Origin of the sequence: Thermogemmatispora carboxidivorans, assembly GCF_000702505.1 — a bacterium.
GTDB classification, from domain to species: Bacteria; Chloroflexota; Ktedonobacteria; order Ktedonobacterales; family Ktedonobacteraceae; genus Thermogemmatispora; species Thermogemmatispora carboxidivorans.
On the sequence record NZ_JNIM01000001.1, the window covers coordinates 1,563,438 to 1,586,130 of the forward strand.

The following is a 22,693-nucleotide window of genomic DNA, read 5'->3' on the forward strand; positions in this document are numbered from 1 at the left end:
AGGCGGCTGGGGTGGCTCTCGCTCTCCGCTGCCCGTCAGGTGCCTAGTGACTGTCTAGCGGGTGTTCTTGTGGGGGGTGCGCAAGTGGGATAGAGTATGTTTCCACCAGCCCGAAGAGGGATTCTGCTTCCCCGCTGGCTTGAGAACAGGAAGGGAGGGAGGGCTACAGTGCGTGTTTTGAGGAAAGGAATTGGAGGCCCCATGAACATCTTCCACCTGGGGGTACCGTTCAGGAGCAGGCTCACGCTCTCAGCGGCGGTGCTGGTCATGCTGGGGGTCTTGCTTCTCTTGACGACCTGTCTGATCGGCCCTTTCCATCGTCCCACCTCAGTGCGCGCGGCGCCGGCCTTTAACTATGGCGAGGCGTTGCAGAAAGCCATTTACTTTTATGAAGAGCAATCTTCTGGTCCCAAGCCATCCTGGAACCGTGTGCCCTGGATCGGCGATTCGGCTACCAAAGATGGTGCTGATGTCGGCCTCGATCTGACCGGTGGCTGGTATGACGCCGGCGACCACGTCAAGTTCGGCCTGCCGATGGCTTACACGGTGGCAATGCTCTCCTGGGGCGTCATTCAGTACCGCAATGCCTTCGTCCAGGATGGGCAGCTCCCTTACATCCTCAACAATATTCGCTGGGCCACGGACTACTTTATCAAGGCTCATCCTTCTCCTAATGTGCTCTATGGGCAGGTGGGCGATCCCAGCGCCGACCATGCCTTCTGGGGACCGGCTGAGGTCATGCAAATGGCCCGCCCCGCCTACAAGATCGATCCGAGCTGTCCTGGTTCCGATCTGGCGGGCGAAACCGCTGCTGCGATGGCTGCCGCTTCGATCGTTTTCCAGCCGACCGATCCCTCCTATGCCAGCACGCTGCTGACTCATGCCAAGCAGCTCTACACCTTTGCCGATACCTACCGCGGTAAGTACGATGCCTGTATTACCGCCGCCAGCGGCTACTATACCTCGTATAGTGGCTATAACGACGAGCTGGTCTGGGGGGCCATCTGGCTCTATCTGGCTACCAACGATAGCAGCTATCTCACCAAGGCCGAGAACTACTACAATAACCTCAGCTACCAGTCGCAGACTACCGTCCATTCCTATCGGTGGACGATCGGCTGGGATGATGTCTCCTATGGCTGCTATGTCCTGATGGCTGAAATCACAGGCCAGCAGCAGTATAAGGACGATGCTCAGCGCTTTCTGGACTGGTGGACAGTCGGCGTAAACGGCTCGCGGGTGACTTACTCGCCGGGTGGCGAGGCTTTCCTCGATAGCTGGGGCTCGCTCCGCTATGCGGCCAATACGGCCTTCCTGGCCCTGGTCTATGCCGACTATCTTGGCTCCAGCAATCCGCTCTATGCGCGCTATCACGATTTCGCTGTCCAGCAGATTAACTACATTCTGGGCGCTAATCCACGCAATTGTAGCTACATCGTAGGATTCGGTTCCTGCTATCCTCAAACGCCTCACCATCGCGAGGCGCACGATTCGTGGACGAACGATATTAACAATCCGACCTACGAGCGCCATATCCTCTATGGGGCGCTGGTAGGAGGCCCCAGCTCGGCGGATGATCAGTTCAGCGACAATCGCCAGAACTATCAGACCAATGAGCCTGCCGATGACTACAATGCCGCGCTAGTGGGAGCGCTGGCCCGCCTCTATCAGGAGTATGGGGGCAGTCCGGTTTCTTCCTTCCCTGATAAGCCCAAGGATGATGACGAGATCTATGTGACAGCGGCGGTCAACGCTTCGGGTAGCAACTTTACCGAGATCAAGGCCATTTTCATTAACAAGACTGGCTGGCCGGCGCGGGTGACCAGTAACCTCTCATTGCGCTACTACTTTACGCTGGAGCCGGGCGTGACGCCGAGCATGCTCACGCTGAACATGAACTACACCGAGTGCGGTAACCAGCTCTCGGGGCCGACGCAGTACTCGGGCAACATTTACTATGTGACGGTGAGCTGTGCTGGCGTGTTGATCTATCCAGGTGGGCAGAGTAACTATCAGAAGCAGGTCCAGTTCCGCATTACCAGCTCTGGAGCCTGGGACCCGACCAATGACTGGTCATATCAAGGCGTGGCAACGCCTGCCGGGGCGACGCCGGTGAAGGTGACCAACATTGTGGTCTTTGATGGGAATACGCAGGTCTGGGGGACGCAGCCTAATGGGGCTGCACCAACGCCGACGCCCGTACCCACGGCCACAGCGACGGTGACACCCACTGTCACACCGACGGCGACGGCGACCAGCACACCGAATCCAACGCCAACACCCAGTCCAACCCCTCAGCCTACGGTAGGACCCAGCCCGACGCCGAGTCCCACGCCTGGCGCGACGCCCAGCCCGACGCCTACGCCGGCGGCTGGTGCCAGCTGTCGGGTGCAGTACGTGGTCACGGGCCAGTGGCCAGGAGGCTTTGGGGTGGTGATCAATATCACGAATACGGGGACGACGACGATCAACGGCTGGACGTTGAAGTTTACGTTCCCGAATGGGCAGACGGTGGCCCAGGGGTGGAACGGGAGCTTTAGCCAGTCGGGCAGCACAGTGACGGTGACGAACCTGTCCTACAACGGGACGATTCCGCCGGGGACGACGCTGAGCAATGCGCCAGGCTTCAACGGGACATGGACGGGGACGAACTCGCCGCCGACCACCTTTACGCTCAACGGTGTGACCTGCAGCACCTCCTGACTGAGCGTGTTGGTTGCTTCTGCCTTGTCTGCTGTTGCTGTCTGTGAGGAAGAGAAGAGAGGCGCCGCTGGAGGGTACAAAGCCGCTCAGGCGGTCTGGAGACTGATCGAGTGAGCGCTACCTTTAGCGAATGATGAGGACGAGGGCAGATAAACCTCCTCTCTTCTATCCCGTCGCCTCTAGCTGCGAGGAAGGGGAAGAGTAAGCCTTTGGCTCTCTTCCCCTTCCTTTTGTTCACCCCGTTTACAGGCTCCTCTTCCTTTGGCAGGTGGGGGATGGGTTGATCTGCTGCCCTCTACAGCCTCCTCTCGGCTGTTCTTTTGTTGTCTCTGTCCAGGCCAGCCGGCTGTTGGAGCCAGTGGAGGATCAGAAGGCTGGTTAGTCAGGGACAGAGCACGTGGATGAAGGCATGACCGCCGCTACTGCGGGGAATGCCTACAATCCAGAACTGTCCATCGATCTGGGCAATCTGGTCAAGTTCACCGGCGTTGTCCGCCGTATCCTGAAGCATTTGCCACTGATGACCATCCCAGTGACCAATGAAAGGCTGGAAGGCGTTGCTGCCATCACGAACGCGCCCGACCACCCAGACGCTGCCGGAGCTGCTGACGGCCACGCTGGCGAGCCAGTTGCTGTTGTCAGGGGGCACGGCTGGGGTATCAATAATCTTCCAGCTCTGGCCATCCCAGTGCTCGCTCAGCAAGCGGTTGCTGGCGCTGCCCACGGCCCACAGATTGCTACTGCTGCTCCCATCGATTGCGTAGAGCGTGCCGCCTCCGGAAGGAGTCAGATCAGGGCTCGCCACCGGATTCCAGCCCTGGCCGTTCCAGCGCTCGATCACTGGCTGATTCACGCTCTTGCCGCTGCGGAGCACGCTACCATAGCCTACAGCCCAGACATCGTTACTCGCCAGAGCCTTGACACTCGTAAACTGAAGGCCATTGACTGGCTCGGGATGCTTAACAATGGTCCAGCGTTTGCCATCCCAGTGCTCGATCAGCGAGCTAAGTGGTCCCCGGGTAGGCACCTGGAAACCCACAGCCCAAACGTTATCGCTGGCGGTTCCCGAGACAGCTACCAGGGTATTCTTGCCGCCGGGAGCACCATCGGGGGCGGTGAGGACGCTCCAGTTCTTGCCATCGTAGTGGACCGTAAAGGGGTGGGAAGCAAAACCGTTCGTCAGCTGTTCGCCCACGGCCCAAATATTATCTGGCGTGATCTCGACAATGTTGCGTAACACAAGCTGGGCCGAGAGCGGTCGGAAAGACACGCTCCACTTGCTGCCATCCCAGTGCATAATGCCGGCGCCGATGCTCCAGACGTCATGAGAGGAGAGACCTGTGATGCCAAAGCCTGTAAAGTTGGCGGACAGCCCTTGTGGTGAGGCGCACCACGGCTTAGCCGGCGCTTGGGCTAGATTTTGCCCGCCAGATGCGGGACTCGATCCATGCCAGATCTGCAGCAGAAAGAAGGCGCCGCCGGCGAGAAGGCAGACAATCAAAAACAAGATGGTGAGAAGCTTGACACGGCCTGGTAGGCCGCGTGGTGGCTCCTCCTTTCTCTCGGTGGGTGGCCTGATATCTGGCAGAGGGGAAGGGGTTGGCGATTCATAGGGTGTGTAAGGCGGTGTGTGTTGTTCTCCCAACATGGGCTGAACTCCTCTTGTTGTGATGAATTGTTGACCTTAAAAAATGGATGAAGGCGGCGGAGTGCTCCGCCGCCTTCACTGGTCCTTGCCTCAAGCAGACGCATGCAGCCGTGGCTCAGCTGGTGCTACAGGTCACGCCATTGAGCGTAAAGGTGGTCGGCGGCGAGTTCGTCCCCGTCCATGTCCCGTTGAAGCCTGGCGCATTGCTCAGCGTCGTCCCCGGCGGAATCGTCCCGTTGTAGGACAGGTTCGTCACCGTCACTGTGCTGCCCGACTGACTAAAGCTCCCGTTCCACCCCTGGGCCACCGTCTGCCCATTCGGGAACGTAAACTTCAACGTCCAGCCGTTGATCGTCGTCGTCCCCGTATTCGTGATATTGATCACCGCCCCAAAGCCTCCTGGCCACTGGCTTGTGACCACGTACTGCACCCGGCAACTCAGGCCCGGTGTAGGCGTCGGGCTAGGTGTAGGGCTGGGCGTGGGACTCGGCGTCGGGGTTGGTGTGACAGTGGGCCGCGGCGTTGGGGTAGGTGTTGGCGCGCTGGTCGCCGTTGCCGTCGGCGTCACGGTAGGCCGTGGGGTAGAGGTTGCTGTTGGCGTCACACCCGGCGTGCTGGTGGCCGTTGCTGTGGGGGTTGGCGTCCCGGATGACGAGGGTGGGAAGAGGATATCGACATCGGCCATTGCCATCGCGATATCGGCCTGTGCCCAGAAGCGGTGGTAGTTGAACGTGGGAGCCGCGCCACCGTTCAGGTAAGCCTGCACCTTAGACCAGTTCGGATCTTGAGTATACTTCGGGCGCTCGGTCAGGAAAGTCGTCGACGAGTTCAGCGTTGCGCCCTGGGCGTTCTTTCCGGTCCAGCCCGAAGGGATAGACACCGAGTCATTGAACTGGTTATAGTCGGTGCGAGTCTCGGGATTGGAGACGCCAATGCTATCCGAGTAGTTGGTCCACATATCGTCGAGCAACGTCTGCGCCAAGGTGCGCGAAGAGGTATCGCCCGACTTCGCGGCATAGAAGAGCAGGGTCTTGGCCAGCGCTGCGGTCACGCCCACGTCCGTGGTCCTATCGACCACCGTCACATGTAGATTGGTATTGGTCACAGGCGTCGAGTTCGCCGTCCAGTTTTGTGAGGGCTGGCCGCTCCAGTTGAGGGTTGAGGGGATCGAGTACGTCCCGTTCGAGTTGACGGTTGTCACCGACTTGGCCCAGGCAACCCACTTATCGAGGATCGACTTGGCGGTCGCATTGCCGGTCACATAGTAGTACTCAGCCACGCGCTCCATCGACCAGGCCTGGAAGCCGAACCAGTTATTGCTGGGAGGATCATGATAGACTGGCTCCCAGTCGTAGGCCATGCCGTAGAAAGTTGGGTCACCGGCTGGTGGGGTCCCGTAGTGGCCGTCCCAGCTATTCGTGGCTCCACCAGCGATAGCGCCTTCGGCGGACTGGAGCCACTGGTAGAATTGCAGCTGACGCTGCAGGCTCGTCGCCCAGTCGCTCGGCGCGGTCGGCGACTTCGGCTCGAGTGCGGGCACGTTGCTTAAAGCCCAGGCGGCCAGAGGGTTCTGATAGCCCTGGTGGGCAGAGCTGGAGCCGATGCGCCAGGCCCAGTTACCTGCAGAAGGCAGGGCGCCGCCCCAGGCATAGTACCAGCCCAGCAGATAAGTGGCGCTGTTCTTGCCAGTACCTGCCGGACAACTCGGGCTCTGACAGCCCATCGTCTTAAAGTACTTATCGAACAGGCTATAGCGCAGATAGTCACCCATCTTGGCGGCCTCGGCGATCTGCGCAGAGATCGCGCTGGCCTGGCCTTGAGCGCTGGCCCAGGTATAGGCCCAGTAGGCAGCCTGAACGGTGCGTGCATCAGCGTCAGGAGCGTCAGTGTAGCGCCACTGCTGCTGATAGCTGCCACCAGAGGAAGGCTTATTGAAGAGGCTCAGGAAGCCGGTGCCGTCGTTCCTTCCCCAGGTGAAGGTCTCGCACTCGGGATGCACAACCGTCTTCCAGACCGACTCCGATGAGCCGCGCTGGTAGGAGTTGATGAAAGAAGGCTTGGTTGTGCCATCACCACAATGACCGTAGCCATACCAGTTGTCGGTGTCGAGGAGCCAGGGCATGCCGTAGATATCAGGCGTGCCGTAGGTCTGCTGCAGTTCATTGAAAAGGGGATCTTGTCCAACTGGTACGCTCGAATCGAGCTGGGTCGGATAGTCGGTGATATTGGGGGACTCCGGCGCATACTGGGCCGGGCTGCTGGGGTTGTAGCCGCTGTTGGTCGGCTGGTCAGCATGCGCAGGAATCATGTAGGTATCCATAGTCTGCCAGGCGTTGATGAAAGGCTGCCAGTTGCCTGTCACCTCGCCGTAGGTCGCCTCCAGCCAGATCCAGAAACTGAAGGTCTCGGAAGTTGTCTCGTGCCCATAGTCAGGAGCCTCGACGATCAGCGTCTCTACCGAATGGTAGGGAATACCCTGAGAGCTAAAGTAGCCGTTCGCCGGGTTCTTAATCTCGTTATAGAGCGTCAGAAAGCGTTGCGTGTAGACCGATGTGGCTTGGGCAGCACTGGCACTCTGGTTGGCTGCCCGCGTGACTGCTAGCTGCTGCAGACCAAGGACTCCTCCAGCTAGCAGGGCGAGCATCACCAGCGCCAGCGACGCGGTGCGCAAAATCCTTTTTCGATTCACACTAACCTCCTTGCTATCAGACTGCGTCGGAAATCTTCAATGGCAGGTCTCCTTGCTGCCCTTCTTGCTGGCAAGATACGGCGTGCATCGCTGCCTTCTGCTCGTTCTCCGGGACAAGGGCAGGGCCGTCCCCTTCGGAAAAGCTCCGAGCAGCATACCTGCTGACTCTCACCTCCTTTTGTTTTTGCTCTTTTGTACGACTTTTGAGGATATAAAAGCTCTCTCTGCTCATTCGCCTCGTTTGCCTGCTCCTGCTCGCCTTTGCGCAACCGCTTACGTGACCGGTTACGAAGACACTGCTGAAAAAAAGGCAAACGACTCGAAGATGAACCTGTAGTACCCCTATTGTAGGGGGGTGGGTCGGCGGGAACAACGGCAGCTACTAGGCAGCCTGTGAGCAGATAGTAAGCGCAGGGTCCGCGCGAGAAGCTGAAGCTGTGTATGAGGACGAATGAAGAAGGGATCGTCATCCTCTGTTCAGGTCTGCTTAGTAGCTGTCTAGTACCTGCTCTGGCCAGGGGGCTGCCTCTCAGGTATAGTACTCTTTGTTCCTGGGCCGTTCGTTAGTCAAATGGCCGTCTCCTCCCGCCTGCTCTAGCAGAGCAGATAGTGAATAGATCAGGTATACGATCAATCATTACATGAGCGACAGATGATCTTTTTCCAATCGCCTTGCTGGCGAGCACTCAGGCTTGTGATGACAGTCGTAGCTCTTGGCTGTCTTCTCATAACGGCAGCCTGTGGCACTATTCCCGGGCAGGCGGGTACGACAGCCACCCAGGAGGCCACCAGCGCCGCAGTTGCAACGGTCACCGGCACGGCCAGTGCCAGCGTTGACACCACGGCGCCCCCGGCTCCGGCCTGGGATAGTGCTGATTTGCACGTGCCGGGCAACTTTGTGCTTCTCCTTCCTCTGCAGTTTACTCTTGCGCGAGGAGTCGTTATCAGCGACACTAATGTCACACCTCTTGATGAACAGACCATTCGCAATGAGATCACCGAAGAGCTGCGTCATCTCCTCTTTGTCGTTGACAGTAACAGCACGATGAAGGTCTACAGCCCTGGGGTCTCGCCCGTGAGTGCCCATCTTGGGGTAGCGGCCAATGGGGGAGTGCAGATCACCTATAGTCAAAGCGTTGACTCGCAGGCCGGCACAGTCTCCATTGCCTTTGAGGGGACCTTGCTCAAAGGGCAATTAACCGTACACTACGAGCAGTACTATAACCCCTCGGCTTTCATCAACGCTGATGCCAGCGATGTCGTTGTCGCCTTTGCCACGCGCATCAGATGGATTGCGCCGACAGAGATTCCGGCTGCTCCCAGAAACGGTAGCTATCATTTGGACGCGAATGGGGCGATTGTCCTGACCTGGCAGGTTGGTCAGCATGCGGTGACCTACGAGGTCTATCGGCAGATTTCAGATGTCGACCAGCAGTTCCGCCTGTTAGCTACCGTGAAAGGGACCTCCTACACTGATAGCTCCGCGCTCGCGCGTCAGAATCTTCATTCGATGAAAGGCATCGCCTATGCGATCTTCTCCGTCGGACCAACGGGCGTCGAGAACCCGGGGGCCATCGTAGTTGCCATTCCTGGCCAGCCTAACCAGGGATAGCCAGGACAAGGGCCTGGACCGTGGCCGCTCCTCTCTGAAGAAGGGCCGTAGCGCAGGCCTCCAGCGTTGCCCCTGTCGTGCAGACATCGTCGATCAACAGGACGGTGCTCCCTGGCAGCGAGAGATCTCTCCCTTGAGGTTGACAGTAGAAGGCGCCAATCACGTTCTGCTGGCGTTCGCTGATAGAGAGGCCAGCCTGAGCAGCAGTGACACGTACACGCTGTAGCAAGGAATGAGCGCAAGGAAGCCCCAGCTCGTGCGCGCAAACGTCTGCCAGAAGGCGGGCGTGATTGTAGCCACGCTGGCGCTCGCGCTCAGGGTGCAACGGGACAGCCACCACGAAGTCGGCCCGCAGGTGATAGCGACGGTAGCACGAGGCCAGCATGTTTCCTAGAGGCTGGGCCAGTCGAGTGTGGCCCTGATATTTCAGGCGGTGGATGCAGGAGCGCAGCGGTTCCTCGTAAAGGGCAACGGCCTGGAGGGCGAACAGGCTGGAGCCAGAGAACCGGCAACGCCGGCAGGTGGGGCCGTGACTTGGCAGGGCACAGCGCGAGCAGCGCTGCTCTTGGAGACGAGCGATCGCCCCCAGACAAACAGGGCAGAGAAGGCTGCCACTGCTGGCACAGCCGGCGCAGCGCGGTGGAAAGAGTAGATCGAGCAAGCACTCTGTCCAGCGGGTAAAGTCAGGTCTTCTTCTCAGGGCAAATCTCTCCTTTCTAAACCAAAGGAAGCTAATCTGGCCCATCATGATCATAGGGGGGTCGGCCAGGTCCCAGGCATGACGCCAGCGACTGAAACTGTCGACGGTGGGCTACCGGGCGCCGGCTATGTGGCCCACGGGAAGGAGGATATGCTCTCTGTCTGGATTGTGCAAGAGACGGGCGGTATAATGCGGCGCTGGTGCTGCGATATGGTATACTGAAACCAGCCATCATCACGCCTTATGGAAAGAGGGGTTTTCTCGATGAGCGCACAGGAACAGCAGGCTGCCACCACAGGCGCCGGAGCTCAGCCTGCGGGGACGGCGGGGCAGCCGACGGAAGAGCGCCACGCCTTTGGCACGGCGAAAACTGAGAGTCTGCGAGATTCTGGCTGGTGGCGCATTGCCATTCCGGCCTTCGTCATTCTGGCTTCGGTGGCCCTTTTCTTGGTGCCTCTAGTGCTCTTAATCACTCTACTGGTGACGACTTCTTTCAATACGGGGTCCGCGGCAACTCACCAGGGGATTCCTCTGGCCTGGTTGTGGATCACAATGATTGTGATCGAGGTAGTGATTGCAGCCTTGATCGCCCGAGGACTGCTGAAGATCTTCCTGAGCGATAGCTGGAACTATCGACGCTCCTGAACCAAACTGAGGCAGAAGGGCGGGAGCACGCTCTCTTTCACGCTGCTCACAGAAGCAAACGGAGCCTGTGTGTTCCCGCCTGGATGGTGCTACTGGCCTTCCCTCCCACCGCGTGCTGGCTGGGTGACGCGGTTTGCCTCTTGGGTGTTGGCCTGGTTGGCTTGTCGGCTATCGCTCACTGGCTGCCCTGGTCACTGGCTGCAGCAGAGAGCCAGAAGGAGGTCGAAGCGCCAGGATGAAAGGGCGAAAACGGCGAAGAGGCTCTTGACTTTTAGTGGTCCTGCAGGTACACTCATTCTCAGACTTTTATGCTTATTTCTCAGTCCATTGCAGGAACCATGCACAGGAGTAACGCCTACGAGGAGGTCTACTCTACGGAGGACAACCCTCGTGAGGGTGCGACAATGATGAAGGTTCCCTCCTATCGACGACAGAGCCTGACAGGCCGGGCAATGCAGTGCCGGCAGATGGCTTCCTCTCTGCTTCCTCCCGTTGTGTCTTCAGTTCTCCTCCAGGAAGGGAAGGGTTCGCTGCTCTGATGATGTGAGGACGGTATGGGCCTGGCATTCACCATGCTGCACGATTCCTCTGCTCCTATCCTTACCAGCTTGGCTCTTTGTTCTGACCTGAGATGTACTCTGTACACAAGATGGAGCGGCTTACGCTGACGGAGAGGCTTGCGCGTTGCAAAAATGGCACGCTAAGACCTCTGTCCGGTGGTGTCTGGTTCAATTTGTGCCAATCCCGTGTAGAGAGGAGGTGAGAGCGTGCGAGGAAAGCTGCGTGACAAGCGTGTCGACATGAAGCGCTCCCGCTTTAAATTCAAGCGGGAGCGTGAGCGCGAATTTGACGGGCGGCGTCGCCTTGTCAAACGCGACTATCGCGACCTGGACGAGTGGCTTGACGAGCAGCTGGAGGACGAAATGCTTGACCCGTCGGGCGAAGAAGTGTCGTTCGACGGGGAAGGAGCCACGCGCTAAGGTCAAAAAGACGGCACATGTCGGAGGACCTCGACCCGACCAACGCTGCAAAGCTAACGCTGGCCGACTGGTCCTGGACAGGGTAGGGGAGCAAGAAGGTGCCAATGAGCACACAGGAGCGGTCAACGACTTCTGACAGGGGGTCTCAAAGGCCGCTCTTGTTGGTTGCAGTCTTGCCTGTCAGGCTGACTGCGGGCCAGGACGGAGAGTCGGATTGCTCAGGATCGAGGGCTTCCGACAGTGCCGTCTTTTTGCCTATGGCTGGCTGACCTCTGGAGCCGGGCTACGACGAGAGGGGCGGGCAAAAACGGCTGACAGCCCGTTGACGGTTCTGGCCCGCCTTGCTTCCCCTCGTCGCTGCCTTCCTGCTGCTTATCGCTTCATTTAAGGAATATCGATGGTAGGGAAGAGGCGCCGGGCGATGACCAGGCGCTGAATCTGGGCGGTACCCTCGAAGATGTCGAAGACCTTAGCGTCGCGGAACCACTTCTGGATCAGCAATTTCCGCTCGCTTTCCTCGCCAGGGGCAGTGATGCGCACCGCGGTAGCTGTGGCCTTCATCACCAAAGCGCCAGCGTATGCCTTGCTCATCGAGGCCTCTTTCGAGTTAGGGATACGGCGATCGGCCATCCAGGCGGCGCGCCAGACCAGGAAACGGGCCATCTCGATCTCCTGGCCCAGCTCCTTCAGCTCTTCCTCCCAGGCGCGTCGTTTCTGTGGGGGATAGCCGGCGGGCAGCTCCTCGCGTAGCCACTCGCAAGCGGCCTCGTAAGCCGCGCGAGCGATGCCCACCGCCAGAGAGCCTACCATTGGCCTGGTGGCGTCGAGTGTGCCCATTGCGGCTTTGAAGCCTGCTTTCTTCTCGCCGCGTCCCGCGAGCAAGTTCTCCTTGGGAATGCGGCAGTTGTCAAAAATGAGTTCTGCCGTCTGGGAGGCACGCAGACCCATCTTCTTCTCAATGCGGCCCACGATCAGGCCCGGCGTACCTTTGGGAACCACGAAAGGACGGATGCCCTCGCGTCCCAGGCGCTTATCGATCGTAGCGAAGGTCACGATCAAGTCAGCGCGGGCCCCGTTAGTGATATAGTGCTTGTGGCCGTTAATGACCCACTCATCGCCGTCGAGCACGGCGGTGGTCGACATACCAGCTACATCGGAGCCGATGCCCGGCTCGGTCAGGGCCAGGGCACCCCAGTGGAGCTGGCCATCCATGTAGATGCTCAGGAAGCGCGCCTGCTGCTCGGGAGTACCCTGCGATAGAATCGGCGGAGCCGCCAGCCCTGGCCCGGGAATAGCCGTTGCCAGAGCCGCATCACCCCAGGCCATTTCTTCTTGTGAAATGACACTCAGCAGGTTCTCCTGCCTGACACCTTCATCCTGGCCGTAAGCCCGTGCTTGAGCGGCAGCGCCGCCCCAGTAACGGCGCTGCATGTTCCAGAAAAACGACTCAGGAATCTCTTCGGTGCGGTCGCATTCCAGCGAGATCGGGCGCATCTCCTCCAGGGCCACCTGGTGGGCGTAGTCGCGGGCCGCCTGTTGCGCTTTGCTCAGAGTAAAATCGATCATGGGACGTCACTCCATCGCGGCTGCATCACGCATCCACATTTCGGCAGGGTGATCCTGCATAAAGCCGGCGCCACCCATAACCTGAATCGCATCCGTTGTGGCCGCCTGAGCCATTTTGACAGCCTGGTGTTGCGCGCTCTCTGCTTCGTAGATCAGCGTCTCATCGGCTTCCCCGCGGTCCCAGGAGCAGGCGGCACGCCAGGTAAGCAGGCGAGCAGCATCGAGCTTCATCGCCATTTCGGCGATGATAAAGGCGATGCCCTGGTAGGAGACGATCGGGCGTCCGAAGGCGATGCGTTCGCGGGCGTAGGCTGAGCAATATTCGAAGGCGGCGCGCGCGGTGCCGCAGGCGATGGCGGCGCGCAGGATCTGATAGAGGGTAGCGGCGCGCACGGCCCCGCTGCTGCCGGCCTCACCGAGCAGGGCCTCGGCTGGCAGCTGAGCCTGGTGGAAGTGATAGGTAGCACTGGGAGCGGCCTGCAGCCCGAGCTTCTCCTCCTCGTCCTGAATGCTCAGTCCCTCCTGAACGCCGTGCAGCACGAAGGCGCAGAGCTGGCCCTCAGCGCTCTCGCTCTCTGCCAGGCGTGCCAGGACCACGCGCAGGTCGGCGCGCTGACCATGCACAACATCGCGTTTGGTGCCGTTAAGCAGGTAGCCCTCGCCGGTGCGGCGAGCTTGCAGGTGAACATCGGCCAGGGTGTAGGAGCCACTTCGCTCGGCGAAGGCCAGGCTGCCGCGCTGCAAGTAGCCGCTAGTAGGATCGCCGAAGGGTGGCAGATAGCGCTCCTGTTGCTCGCGGCTGCCGGCCAGCCAGACTGTGAGCGGCCCCATCAGGGAGCCGATGATGTTGAGCGCCAGCCCCGGGTCGCCGTAAGCCAGCTCCTCTGCGATCAGAGTGTAGGTCACGGCTTCCAGGGGACCGGAGCCGCCATATTCCTCGGGGAAAGGAGTCGTCAGGCCGGTTTGGGCCAGAGTCAGCCGCAGCTCAGTGGAGCTGTCACGTTCAGCCTCGGCCTTGCGGGCATGGGGCCGCAGATGATCAAGGGCGATGCTCTGGGCGAGCTTGCGAATCTCCTCCTGCTCTTCAGTTGGGGCAAAATCGAGCATAGGCTAGATCCTTTCGATGATCGTGGCTGTGGCCATGCCGTGGCCGATGCACATGGTCTGCAGGCCGTAGCGTCCGCCGCGACGCTGCAGCTCATGAACGAGCGTTGTCATCAATCGAGCGCCGCTGGCGCCCAGGGGATGACCCAGGGCGATAGCTCCGCCGTTGACATTGACGCGGCTCATATCAGGATCAAGCTCGCGGGCCCAGGCCAGGGGGACGGAAGCGAAAGCCTCGTTGATTTCCACGAGATCAATATCGGCCAGACGAAGGCCAGCCTTCTTGAGGACCTTCTGCGTGGCGGGGATGGGGCCGCTGAGCATCAGCACAGGATCAACGCCGGCTGTGGCCATAGCCACAATGCGCGCCAGGGGCTTGAGGCCCAGCTCCTGAGCCTTGCTGTCAGACATCAAGAGGACAGCGGCGGCGCCATCGCTGATCTGGCTGGAGTTGCCCGCAGTGATAATACCATCGGGCCTGAAGACCGTCTTGAGAGCAGCGAGCTGCTCTAGCGAGGTGTTGGGGCGAATACCCTGATCGCTGGTCATGACTTCGCGGCTACCATCGGGCAGGGTCACCTCTATCGGCATAATCTCTGGCTTGAAGCGACCTTCTGCTGTTGCGGCGGCGGCGCGACGGTGGCTCTCTAACGAGAAGGCGTCGGCCTCTTCGCGCGTAATGTGCCACTTCTCTGCTACCAGCTCAGCAGAAATGCCCTGGGGCACCAACGGATAGCGCGCGATGAGCTTCTCGCTGAAACTGGCGCCGGCCTTGTCTGAACCCATTGGAACCCGGCTCATGCTTTCAACGCCGGCAGCGATGGCGACGTCGACGGTGCCAGAGATAATGGCCTGTGCCGCAAAGTGGATAGCTTGCTCGCTGGAACCACACATGCGATTCACGCTGACGCCACAGGTCTCAATGGGGAAATCTGCAATCAGGGGGGCGACCCGCCCGATGTTGAGGCCCTGCTCGCCGATCTGGGTCACACAGCCCATGATCACGTCCTCGACAAGCCCTTTCTCGATACCGGCCCGGCGTACAACCTCAGCCAGGGCCATAGCGGCCAGCTCGTCGGGACGGATGCCGGTGAGCTTCCCTTTGTCAGGCTTGCCAATACCAATGGGGGTACGAACCGCTGCAACAATGACAGCTTCCTGGTGCTTCATGGTCCTTGCTCCTTTGCTGGCTGCCTCGTCTCTCGCCCGCTGCCCGCTCGCTGGGCAGTCGTCTCTGACGGCGGCAGTCGGGACAGACAATCACGCCTCCACTGGAGTTATTGTACGTGATCGCTGCGGAATTTTACTAGTAGCCAGCTAACAACAGAGCAAACCCTGCTCGGATGAGCTACCCAACCACTAAATGGGGCGAGACAGGCGAACAGCCAGGCGTGAGTGCGGTGCTGGGTCTCTCTTTCTGGAAAAGAGAACTGCTATGAAAAGGAGACGTCCATTGACTGGACTGTGTTACTGCCTGGCGCTGATCCTCCGTCGCACTGCTGTGGGGAAGACGGGATCAGTCAGGCTTCTCTTCCAGCTACGTACGAGGTGAGCGTCTTCCTGCAGGCGATGCAGAGGCGCCTCTGCATCGCCTATCTGACAGCTGAGGCTTGGGCTGGATCAGGAGGCCACGGGCAAAGGCGAGCTAGCTGAACTCGATCACGCCCCGGATGTTCCGCCCAGCGAGCAGATCATCGTAAGCCTCGTTGATCTGGTCCAGCTTGTAGGTTCGCGTCACCAGCTCATCGAGCTTGATCTTACCGCTCTCATACATACGCAGCAGCAGAGGGATGTCGTTGCGCGGCTGCGAATCGCCGAAGAGGGTACCCATGAGAGTTTTCTGGTAAAGGACCAGATTGAGCGGGGAGATGGGAATGGCCTGTGCCAGGAAGGGCGAGAGGCCGGCCACCACTACGGTCCCATTCTTGGCGGTAGCATTGAAAGCCTGGGCAATGGTCTCCGGTGTGGCGATCGCTTCGAAGGCATAGTCGACGCCAACGCCCCAGGTCAGTTCCAGGGCCTTATTGACGGGATCTTCCTGGTTGGGGTTGATGGTATGCGTGGCGCCGAACTCTTTGGCCTTCTCCAGCTTGAAGTCGTGGATATCGACCGCGATGATCATGCGTGCCCCGGCGATGGCCGCTCCCTGCACGATGTTCATACCAATGCCGCCGCAGCCAATGACCATAACGGTGCTGCCGGGCGTGACACGGGCCCGATGGATGACGGAGCCGACGCCGGTGGGAACGCCGCAGCTCACAAGCACGGCCCGGCTCAGGGGATAGTAGTCAGCGATCTTGACCACCGACATAGCAGGCACGACGCTGTATTCGCTGAAACTGCCAATATAGCAAAATTGGCCAATATCGCCTTTTTCGCCGTGCATGCGGAAGGTGCCGTCCAGCAAAGGACCATTCAGCGTGCCCGCCCCTTTGTCGCAGAGATTGCTATGGCCAGAGACGCAGGAGGGACAGCTGCCGCAGGCCGGAATGAAACTCATGAGGACGTGGTCGCCCGGCTTCAGGTCACTGACACCGGGTCCAACCTGCTCGATGATGCCGGCCCCTTCATGCCCAAGTGCCATTGGTAAGTAGGCTGGCAGGTCACCTTTGACCACGTGGTAATCGGAATGGCAGACGCCAGCAGCTACCATACGGACAAGCACTTCCTGCTCTTTGGGTGGGTCAAGTTCGATCTCTTCAACGCGGATGGGTGTACCAGGTTCGTAGATGACGGCGGTTCTGGTTTTCATCGTTGAAGTCCTCTCTTCTCTTGGGTACGCTGAGAGCCCCGGGCCGACGCGGCGCCCGGACTGGCTGCCCAAGTCAGCGACAAATACGATCATCCATAAGTATACTGGAAAGGATGCTTGTTCTACAATGTCGCTCTGGTGCAATAAAATGGCCGCTCTTTGTCTACCCATAACAAACCCGGCGATAAATCCCCTGATAAGCTCGGTCTGCTAGCCTTGCGCCCAGCCTTGCCATGTTGTATACTATCGTGTTTTTTCTCTTACTTTTTGTAAGTAAGGGGAAAGAGAAGAGCGGCCATGAGGGAGAGCGTAGGGAAGGACCCTTTCTACACGCTGATAATGGCCCCTGTGTAGACAGCGGGTGTAGTAGTGTCGTCGGTCAGCAAGGAAAGGAGGGCACGGCGCAGCAGCTTAGGGCCGTGCAGCAGCGATGAAAGAGCAGCAAGAGAACACCCCTATCAATGCAGCAGATATGCTGCCCGCCACCACGCACATCGGCCTGGTTGCCCTGACGGTAGCCGATCTGGAGCGGGAACGGCGTTTCTACGAAGAGGTCCTTGGTTTTCAGCTGATTGACCGAAGTGAGCGGCAGATCTGGCTAGGAGCGGCAGATCTGGCAGGTCAGACAGAAGAGCCGACCATGAAGAAACAGCCGCTGCTGCTCTTGATTGAGCAGGCTGAGGCCCCGCGATCGCCGTCCTGGAGCACTGGCCTCTACCACTTCGCTATTCTGCTCCCCTCGCGACCAGCCTTAGCGCGCTCGCTGGCTCAGCTAGCGGCCAGCCGTTACCCCCTGGGGGGCTATGCGGATCACCTTGTCAGTGAGGCGCTCTATCTCTCCGATCCTGAAGGCAACGGCATCGAAATCTATCGTGATCGTCCTCGCGAAACCTGGCGTTGGCAGAGCGGGCAGGTGGCGATGGCCACCGATCCCATTGATGTAAGGGCCATGCTTACTGAAGGGCGAGCAGAGTTAGAGAGGCAGCCCTGGAGAGGACTGCCGGCTGGCACCACCATTGGTCATGTGCACCTGCGCGTGGCTGACCTGCGCCAGGCGGAGCACTTCTATCATCAACTCCTCGGCTTTGCGATTACCGCGCGCATGCCTGGGGCGCTCTTCGTCTCGGCAGGCGGCTACCATCATCACCTTGGCCTGAATACCTGGGAGAGTCGTGGGGCGCCCCCACCGCCTGAAGGGAGCCTGGGCTTGCGTCTCTTCTCCATTGAACTGCCGGCCCAGCAGGATGTCGAACGTATCTCCGAGCGCCTAGAGCTGGCGCGCTGGCCCTTTGTATCTCACAAGGAGACGATCGCTGTCCGCGATCCCTGGAATCATCTTTTACTGTTCATGCCAGAAGGAAAGCGTCAGCCTGACGAGCTGCAGGGCTGGCTTTCCTAAGCGCTCCTGGCCGGGTTGAGAGAGCCGGCGCGGCCCGCAGGAGTCCCCTGACCCGCCCTCGCCAGCGAACTTCGACCCAACACGTGGTAGTGCGCGCTGTGCTGTTCGCGGTGCCCTTGTGCGCTGTCCGGGCGTGACAGTGCCCAAAAGCCTGCCTAGGGGCTAGCAGTGATTAGCTGCTTGCAACGCTTCAGGCCGTTGCCACCTTCGTGTTCGCTACCGAAGATTCGCTCGCTACCAGCTAAGAAAGCTCTATATCCTGCGTGCCGTGCCCAAGGCTCTGTCTTTCTGGTTGGGTCTCTCTGCCAGTGAGAGAGGGACCCAGCTCCGCTCCGTCGGGAAACGGACCGACGGAGCACTCTCGCTCATTCCAGCAGATCGACAGCCCAGTTTGTTGCCTGGATTGCCGTATCCAGCTCGCGGCGCTGGCGGGCGATGCGATCAAGCTGGCGGTAAATGGCTGCGGTGTCTACCGTTGGCAGCCGGCGGATCTCTGCCTGCCCATAGCGATCAAAGCGCTCGGAGGCTGTGGCTGCCAGATCGCTGAGGATGCTATGTTGCAGATCAAGCACATCCCGCTCGGCCATTGCCTCGGTTAAGGTCCGACCATCCGGTAACCTGCTTTCCAGGTTGGTACGGTTGATGCGAACCATGAGCTGGCGGTACTGCTGAAGAATCTCCTCGATCTCATGCAGCAGCGCCTCGGGCTTCTCGGGCGGTTGATCCCCTTCTTGAACGATTGCGCTCCTCGTGAGGCGATTGCGCAGTTGAGTGAGCTGCTTTTTCATGTCGGCGCGCAACACGAGCGCCTCTGCGAGCTTCATAGAAATTCCTTTCCTGCCAGCATCACACCTGAGATGAGCCTGTTCCTACCATGCTGGAGAGCGAGCGGTTCTAGCATACTGAAGTTGCGCTCGCTGATTACGCTGCTATGATAGTATACAATTCTCTATCTGTCAATATGCTAAGCAAGCAGTATATTCTATGGAGGGAGAGCCAGAGTGATTACACATCTCTCTGCCGGGCCACTCTCTGAAAAGAGGCAAAGCGCTTTAGAGAGCGGCCAAAGGCAATAATGGGAGGAGGGCAAGAGAAGAAGGATGGTGGACGCGCGGCTAGCGAGTCAGATAGCCGGCATCGACGGGCAGGGTGCAGCCGGTTAAGTGGCGTGCCTCATCGGAAGCCAACCAGAGTACAGCGGCGCTGACATCCTCGGGTGGCAGCAGATTACGATCGCTAAAGAGATTCATCTGGTTCATCTGGCTGACCATATGCTCGTACGTAGCTTGAGGGCCGGGGCCGCCGGCGAAGAGGTCATAGAGTGCCTGGTTGAGGCACATGGAGGTAGCCACACTGGTAGGGCAGACGGCATTGACATTGATATTATAGGGGGCCAGCTCGCGTGCCAGGGTCTTTACCAGTCCGATGACACCGTGCTTGGCGGCCACATAGTGGGCCAGGTGATCCATTCCCTTAAAGCTAGCAGTTGAGCCGATGCAGATAATCTTCCCCTGGCGCCGCTCCAGCATCTGAGGAATAGCCACCTTGCAGGTAATCCAGACCCCCTTGAGATCGACATTGACAGTCTCGTCCCACTGCTCTTCGGTCATTTGCCAGCTTAAAGCGAAGGAGTAGAGGCCGGCATTGGCTACCACCACATCGATCGGTCCCAGCTCGCGGCGAGCGCGTTCGGCCAGGGCCTCCATAGCCGGGAGGTTCGTCACATCCACCTGAGCGGCGATCACTGGGCGTCCCAGGGCTGCGATCTCCCTGGCCACAGTAGCCAGTTCCTCGGGCTGAGCCAGCGGATAAGGGACGGTGCGATATTGGCGGCAGGCATCGCAGATCACCAAGCGGGCCCCTTCGCGGGCAAAAGCCAGAGCATGCGCGCGACCCTGGCCGCGCGCTGCACCGGTGATCAGGACTACGCGATCAGCAAAGCGCCCTCCAGCTGTCGGGCTAGTAGACTCCGCAGATGCCATCGATAGTAAAGTCCTCGATAATCAGCTCCTCTTCAAACTCCTCCTCGGCCTCAGCTCCTGTGGTCTGCTCATCCACCAGCGAAGAGGGTTGCACTGGCTCTCTCTGGCTGTAGGCAGACGGTTCTTCTGCTTCTGGGAAGTTCCGATCATGCTCAAAAAGGGACTCCATACCTGCTCTTGCTCCTTCTTGGACTAGCCTGGCGAGGCAGCTGGTAATGGCCCCTCTGTGGCTTCCTGGCTGCCTCATGCCTGTCTTCTTCAAGGATACCATCCCTGGGGAGAGGCTGACAAGGCCAGGCTGGAGAGCGGCAGCTCGGTCCGCCCGAAGGGAGGGAGCGGGGCCATTACCACTGCTGTAAAGGCAGAGGCTCCACGTTGGATCGGGAGCCTCTGCGTGAAGCCCGATCCGGCCCGGGCCAACGTGGAGCCTGGAGTCTGACAAAATCAGCCAGAAATCCGGCCAGATCAAAGGAGGTGCTAGGTCCACAGTCCATGTTGTGTGCAGTACGGGACCGAGGGATCGGCGGGAGCTGGCTGCTGCAGCTTCAAGACGCTGGTATAAATGTCGTTATACATGGCCGCCACTGCGGGACCATTGACGTTAGCGCCCTCGCCACCATTCTCGCGCATGCTCACGATCGTCAGGCGCGGGTCCTGGTAAGGAGCCTGGGTCATCAGCCAGCCGTGGGCACCCTTACCGCCGCCGACCTGGCCGGTGCCGGTCTTCGCGATAATGTTCCAGGGGGAGCTATAGAGTTCAGGAATCACCGATCCTGAACCGCAGCGCACCACGCCATACATCGCTTCACGGGCAGCGCTGGCTGTTTGCTCCGAGATCGGTGTACTCAGGGTCTGAGATGACATTGACTTAATGATCGTGCCGTCCGGAGCCTGGATGCGCGAGACCAGCATCGGACGCATCAGCTGACCGTTGTTGGCGATCGCATCGTCGATCAGCGAGATGAGCATTGGCGTCACGAGGTCGACCCCCTGGCCGAAAGAGTTTTCGGCCAGCAAATTCGAGGGCAGCTGTCCATTAGCTGGGAGGACCGAGCTACGAGCCACTGGCAGGTCGAAGGGGATGTCCTGGCCTACATAAAAACGTTTATTGTATTCCAGCCAGGTATCTGCCCCGAGCTTAGCGCCGATAACGGCGAACATCACGTTATCCGAGTGAGAGAAGCCCATATTCATACTCACCGGGAACGTGCGCGCGTAGCTGGCACGGTAGATGTTGCTCAGCTGGGGGTTGAAGACCTCGCCGCCGATCGTCACCGGTCCGACTGCATGCTGGTAGTCAAACGAAGGCGTATTCAACTGGTACGTGCCGGTATCCAGCGCCGCCAGCAAGGTCATTGCCTTGTATACCGAACCAGGCACGTACTGGCCCTGGAGGGGACGCTCTAGGAGCGGCGCATCTGGATTGCGCAGGAGCTGGTTATAGTAGGCCAGGTCGCCGGCGGCCACGCGATTGCTATCGTAGGTTGGGCGCGTCACCATCGCCAGAATCTCGCCTGTGTGGGGATCGGTGACGATCACCGCGCCACGGTTAGTGGCAAAAACGTTCTCGTTATCGATCTTGAGTTCCGGCACTGCCGGGTTATAGCTCGGTGCGTACTTATCGAAATCGCGCTCGACAATCTTCTGAATGCGCGTATCGATGGTCAGATAGATGTTATCACCCACGGGAGGGCGGTGTAGGATCAGGTTAAGGTTGTTCGTGAGTTCCGTTAAGCCGGCCCGCCCACTCAGGTAGTCGTCAAAGGCGTGCTCGACTCCTGTCGAGTTAAAGAGCGGGCTGATGTAGAAACCAATCAAGTTGGCGAGGGAGGGCATGCCATCCAGATAGTAGTGGCGCTGGTAGCCGCAGAGCGCTCCCTTAAAGGGGTTGTTGGGGTCAATCGGCTTGGACTCAGCCAGGAGCACCCCATTGCGGTCATAGATCTTGCCACGTACCGGAGCATGATCCTTCATGCACTGGCGAATATTATGAATATTCGACGTAACCTGTTGCGCAACTGCCACTTGCCAGTAGACCAGCCCAAGACTTAACCCGAGGAAGAGCACGATGAAGACCTGGTTGAGACGGCGTATGGCCGAATGGATATTCATGACGTTCGATCCTTGCGTCTATCTCGAAACAGTTTTTGGTGCTCTCTTGCCTGTTGTGTCTCTTCTATCGATCTTGCTTGCTGTTAGTGAAGATCCAGGCAAGTGTAGCACGCGGTCTCTTATCTGCCAAGTCTTTTAGCTAACAAAGGGGAGCCGTGGACGAGGTCTCTTGCACTCTCCCCTAGAGTATCTAACGCTTCGGAGCAGCGGCCTTGACGCTGGGATAGATCTCTGAGTATGCTTCCCCTGTATAGAGTACTCGCTATGCCGCTCGCGTACTGCGTGAACGGACTTGAGGCGGCGCGCTGGGAGCCACTGGTTTCCAGATCTTGCTGTAGACAAGCTGCCTATCTGCCTGACTACCTACCAGGCTACCAGGTAGGAGGAAGGACTGCTATGACCATGACAGCACATTCGGCAGGCTACCGCTATCGTCTGCTACCCGAGGTCAAGATTCGGCGTGAGGCCTTTGGCGGCATCCTCTATAAGTATGGCTGTGCTGATCGAGGCTCGCTCTCATTCATCAACTCTCCTCGTCTGATTGAGCTGCTGCTCTTGGCACGAGAGCAGTTTGCGGGCGATCTCAGCGCTGCCATCGAACAGCAAGTCTCTTCGGCAGCAGCCAAAGCCCACCTCTCTGCGGCACTCGCTGAGCTGCTGAAACGCGGCTATCTAGAGGCCGAGGTACTGGCCGAGCCAGTGCCTGACGAGACAGAGACGGAATAGAGCGAGCAAGGCGCCGGTTATCTGAACCCCGGCCTGTCTCTCTACGGCGGGCAGGATAGCCACAAGCAGCCGAGC

General features: G+C 59.3%; 17 protein-coding genes. 6 read left to right on the top strand and 11 right to left on the bottom strand.

The features are described 5' to 3' along the window. Nucleotides 1-201 precede the first annotated feature (201 nt). The gene (locus N688_RS06195) at nt 202-2,703 is read left to right on the top strand and encodes a glycoside hydrolase family 9 protein (protein WP_052888466.1); all 2,502 of its coding nucleotides are present in this window, start codon (nt 202-204) and stop codon (nt 2,701-2,703) included. A gap of 382 nt (nt 2,704-3,085) precedes the next feature. On the opposite strand, the gene N688_RS06200 is transcribed toward N688_RS06195, so the two are convergent. Then, a complete protein-coding gene (locus tag N688_RS06200; RefSeq protein WP_052888467.1) occupies nt 3,086-4,351 on the bottom strand; it encodes a hypothetical protein in 1,266 nt (421 codons plus the stop codon). 115 nt (nt 4,352-4,466) lie between these two features. Continuing rightward, nucleotides 4,467-7,040 (bottom strand): glycoside hydrolase family 48 protein, encoded by a 2,574-nt coding sequence (locus N688_RS06205; protein WP_052888468.1) that lies wholly within the window; start codon nt 7,038-7,040, stop codon nt 4,467-4,469. Between the two features lie 697 nt (nt 7,041-7,737). Here N688_RS06205 and N688_RS06215 point away from each other — a divergent pair. Beyond that, a complete protein-coding gene (locus N688_RS06215) occupies nt 7,738-8,652 on the top strand; it encodes a hypothetical protein (protein ID WP_156025323.1) in 915 nt (304 codons plus the stop codon). Here the strand turns inward: N688_RS06215 and N688_RS06220 are convergent. Continuing rightward, on the bottom strand, nt 8,639-9,313 hold the full coding sequence (locus N688_RS06220; protein ID WP_052888471.1) for a ComF family protein: 675 nt from the start codon (nt 9,311-9,313) through the stop codon (nt 8,639-8,641). The genes N688_RS06215 and N688_RS06220 overlap by 14 nt on opposite strands. A 303-nt stretch (nt 9,314-9,616) precedes the next feature. On the opposite strand from N688_RS06220, the gene N688_RS06225 reads away from it, so the two are divergent. Beyond that, nucleotides 9,617-9,997: a hypothetical protein gene (locus tag N688_RS06225; protein WP_052888472.1), complete on the top strand. Its 381-nt coding sequence runs from the start codon at nt 9,617-9,619 to the stop codon at nt 9,995-9,997. Nucleotides 9,998-10,764: 767 nt separating this feature from the next. Then, nucleotides 10,765-10,977, top strand: coding sequence for a hypothetical protein (locus N688_RS06235; RefSeq protein WP_052888474.1), 213 nt, complete (start codon nt 10,765-10,767; stop codon nt 10,975-10,977). Between the two features lie 384 nt (nt 10,978-11,361). Here N688_RS06235 and N688_RS06240 read toward each other — a convergent pair whose 3' ends face one another. The 4 genes from N688_RS06240 to N688_RS06260 all read right to left on the bottom strand — a co-directional run bounded on the left by N688_RS06240 (nt 11,362) and on the right by N688_RS06260 (nt 16,399). After that, nucleotides 11,362-12,543 carry an acyl-CoA dehydrogenase family protein gene (locus N688_RS06240; protein ID WP_052888475.1) on the bottom strand — a complete coding sequence of 394 codons (1,182 nt, stop codon included), beginning with the start codon at nt 12,541-12,543 and terminating at the stop codon, nt 11,362-11,364. A gap of 6 nt (nt 12,544-12,549) precedes the next feature. Continuing rightward, nucleotides 12,550-13,650 carry an acyl-CoA dehydrogenase family protein gene (locus tag N688_RS06245; protein WP_052888476.1) on the bottom strand — a complete coding sequence of 367 codons (1,101 nt, stop codon included), beginning with the start codon at nt 13,648-13,650 and terminating at the stop codon, nt 12,550-12,552. Nucleotides 13,651-13,653: 3 nt separating this feature from the next. After that, a complete protein-coding gene (locus N688_RS06250; protein ID WP_052888477.1) occupies nt 13,654-14,817 on the bottom strand; it encodes a thiolase family protein in 1,164 nt (387 codons plus the stop codon). 475 nt (nt 14,818-15,292) lie between these two features. Continuing rightward, on the bottom strand, nt 15,293-16,399 hold the full coding sequence (locus N688_RS06260; protein ID WP_052888479.1) for a Zn-dependent alcohol dehydrogenase: 1,107 nt from the start codon (nt 16,397-16,399) through the stop codon (nt 15,293-15,295). Between the two features lie 430 nt (nt 16,400-16,829). On the opposite strand from N688_RS06260, the gene N688_RS06265 reads away from it, so the two are divergent. Beyond that, on the top strand, nt 16,830-17,798 hold the full coding sequence (locus N688_RS06265; RefSeq protein WP_052888480.1) for a VOC family protein: 969 nt from the start codon (nt 16,830-16,832) through the stop codon (nt 17,796-17,798). Nucleotides 17,799-18,163: 365 nt separating this feature from the next. On the opposite strand, the gene N688_RS06270 is transcribed toward N688_RS06265, so the two are convergent. The 4 genes from N688_RS06270 to N688_RS06285 all read right to left on the bottom strand — a co-directional run bounded on the left by N688_RS06270 (nt 18,164) and on the right by N688_RS06285 (nt 21,892). After that, nucleotides 18,164-18,622 (bottom strand): DIP1984 family protein, encoded by a 459-nt coding sequence (locus N688_RS06270; protein ID WP_052888481.1) that lies wholly within the window; start codon nt 18,620-18,622, stop codon nt 18,164-18,166. 291 nt (nt 18,623-18,913) lie between these two features. Continuing rightward, nucleotides 18,914-19,780, bottom strand: coding sequence for a mycofactocin-coupled SDR family oxidoreductase (locus tag N688_RS06275; RefSeq protein ID WP_052888482.1), 867 nt, complete (start codon nt 19,778-19,780; stop codon nt 18,914-18,916). Beyond that, nucleotides 19,758-19,949, bottom strand: coding sequence for a mycofactocin precursor MftA (mftA, locus tag N688_RS22695; protein ID WP_052888483.1), 192 nt, complete (start codon nt 19,947-19,949; stop codon nt 19,758-19,760). Before mftA ends, N688_RS06275 begins: the two co-directional genes overlap by 23 nt. Nucleotides 19,950-20,257: 308 nt before the next feature. Then, a complete protein-coding gene (locus tag N688_RS06285) occupies nt 20,258-21,892 on the bottom strand; it encodes a penicillin-binding transpeptidase domain-containing protein (RefSeq protein WP_052888484.1) in 1,635 nt (544 codons plus the stop codon). Between the two features lie 396 nt (nt 21,893-22,288). Between N688_RS06285 and mftB the strand changes: the two genes are divergently transcribed. After that, nucleotides 22,289-22,618 carry a mycofactocin biosynthesis chaperone MftB gene (gene mftB / locus N688_RS06290; protein WP_052888485.1) on the top strand — a complete coding sequence of 110 codons (330 nt, stop codon included), beginning with the start codon at nt 22,289-22,291 and terminating at the stop codon, nt 22,616-22,618. Nucleotides 22,619-22,693 lie beyond the last annotated feature (75 nt).

Bases quoted from the DNA above. Each gene is read 5' to 3' on its own strand.
- N688_RS06215 (WP_156025323.1), top strand. From the start codon at position 7,738: ATGACAGTCGTAGCTCTTGGCTGTCTTCTCATAACGGCAGCCTGTGGC.
- mftB (WP_052888485.1), top strand. From the start codon at position 22,289: ATGACCATGACAGCACATTCGGCAGGCTACCGCTATCGTCTGCTACCC.
- N688_RS06225 (WP_052888472.1), top strand. From the start codon at position 9,617: ATGAGCGCACAGGAACAGCAGGCTGCCACCACAGGCGCCGGAGCTCAG.
- N688_RS06285 (WP_052888484.1), bottom strand. From the start codon at position 21,892: ATGAATATCCATTCGGCCATACGCCGTCTCAACCAGGTCTTCATCGTG.
- N688_RS06240 (WP_052888475.1), bottom strand. From the start codon at position 12,543: ATGATCGATTTTACTCTGAGCAAAGCGCAACAGGCGGCCCGCGACTAC.
- N688_RS06245 (WP_052888476.1), bottom strand. From the start codon at position 13,650: ATGCTCGATTTTGCCCCAACTGAAGAGCAGGAGGAGATTCGCAAGCTC.
- N688_RS06250 (WP_052888477.1), bottom strand. From the start codon at position 14,817: ATGAAGCACCAGGAAGCTGTCATTGTTGCAGCGGTTCGTACCCCCATT.
- N688_RS06265 (WP_052888480.1), top strand. From the start codon at position 16,830: ATGAAAGAGCAGCAAGAGAACACCCCTATCAATGCAGCAGATATGCTG.
- N688_RS06270 (WP_052888481.1), bottom strand. From the start codon at position 18,622: ATGAAGCTCGCAGAGGCGCTCGTGTTGCGCGCCGACATGAAAAAGCAG.
- N688_RS06275 (WP_052888482.1), bottom strand. From the start codon at position 19,780: ATGGCATCTGCGGAGTCTACTAGCCCGACAGCTGGAGGGCGCTTTGCT.
- N688_RS06195 (WP_052888466.1), top strand. From the start codon at position 202: ATGAACATCTTCCACCTGGGGGTACCGTTCAGGAGCAGGCTCACGCTC.
- mftA (WP_052888483.1), bottom strand. From the start codon at position 19,949: ATGGAGTCCCTTTTTGAGCATGATCGGAACTTCCCAGAAGCAGAAGAA.
- N688_RS06200 (WP_052888467.1), bottom strand. From the start codon at position 4,351: ATGTTGGGAGAACAACACACACCGCCTTACACACCCTATGAATCGCCA.
- N688_RS06260 (WP_052888479.1), bottom strand. From the start codon at position 16,399: ATGAAAACCAGAACCGCCGTCATCTACGAACCTGGTACACCCATCCGC.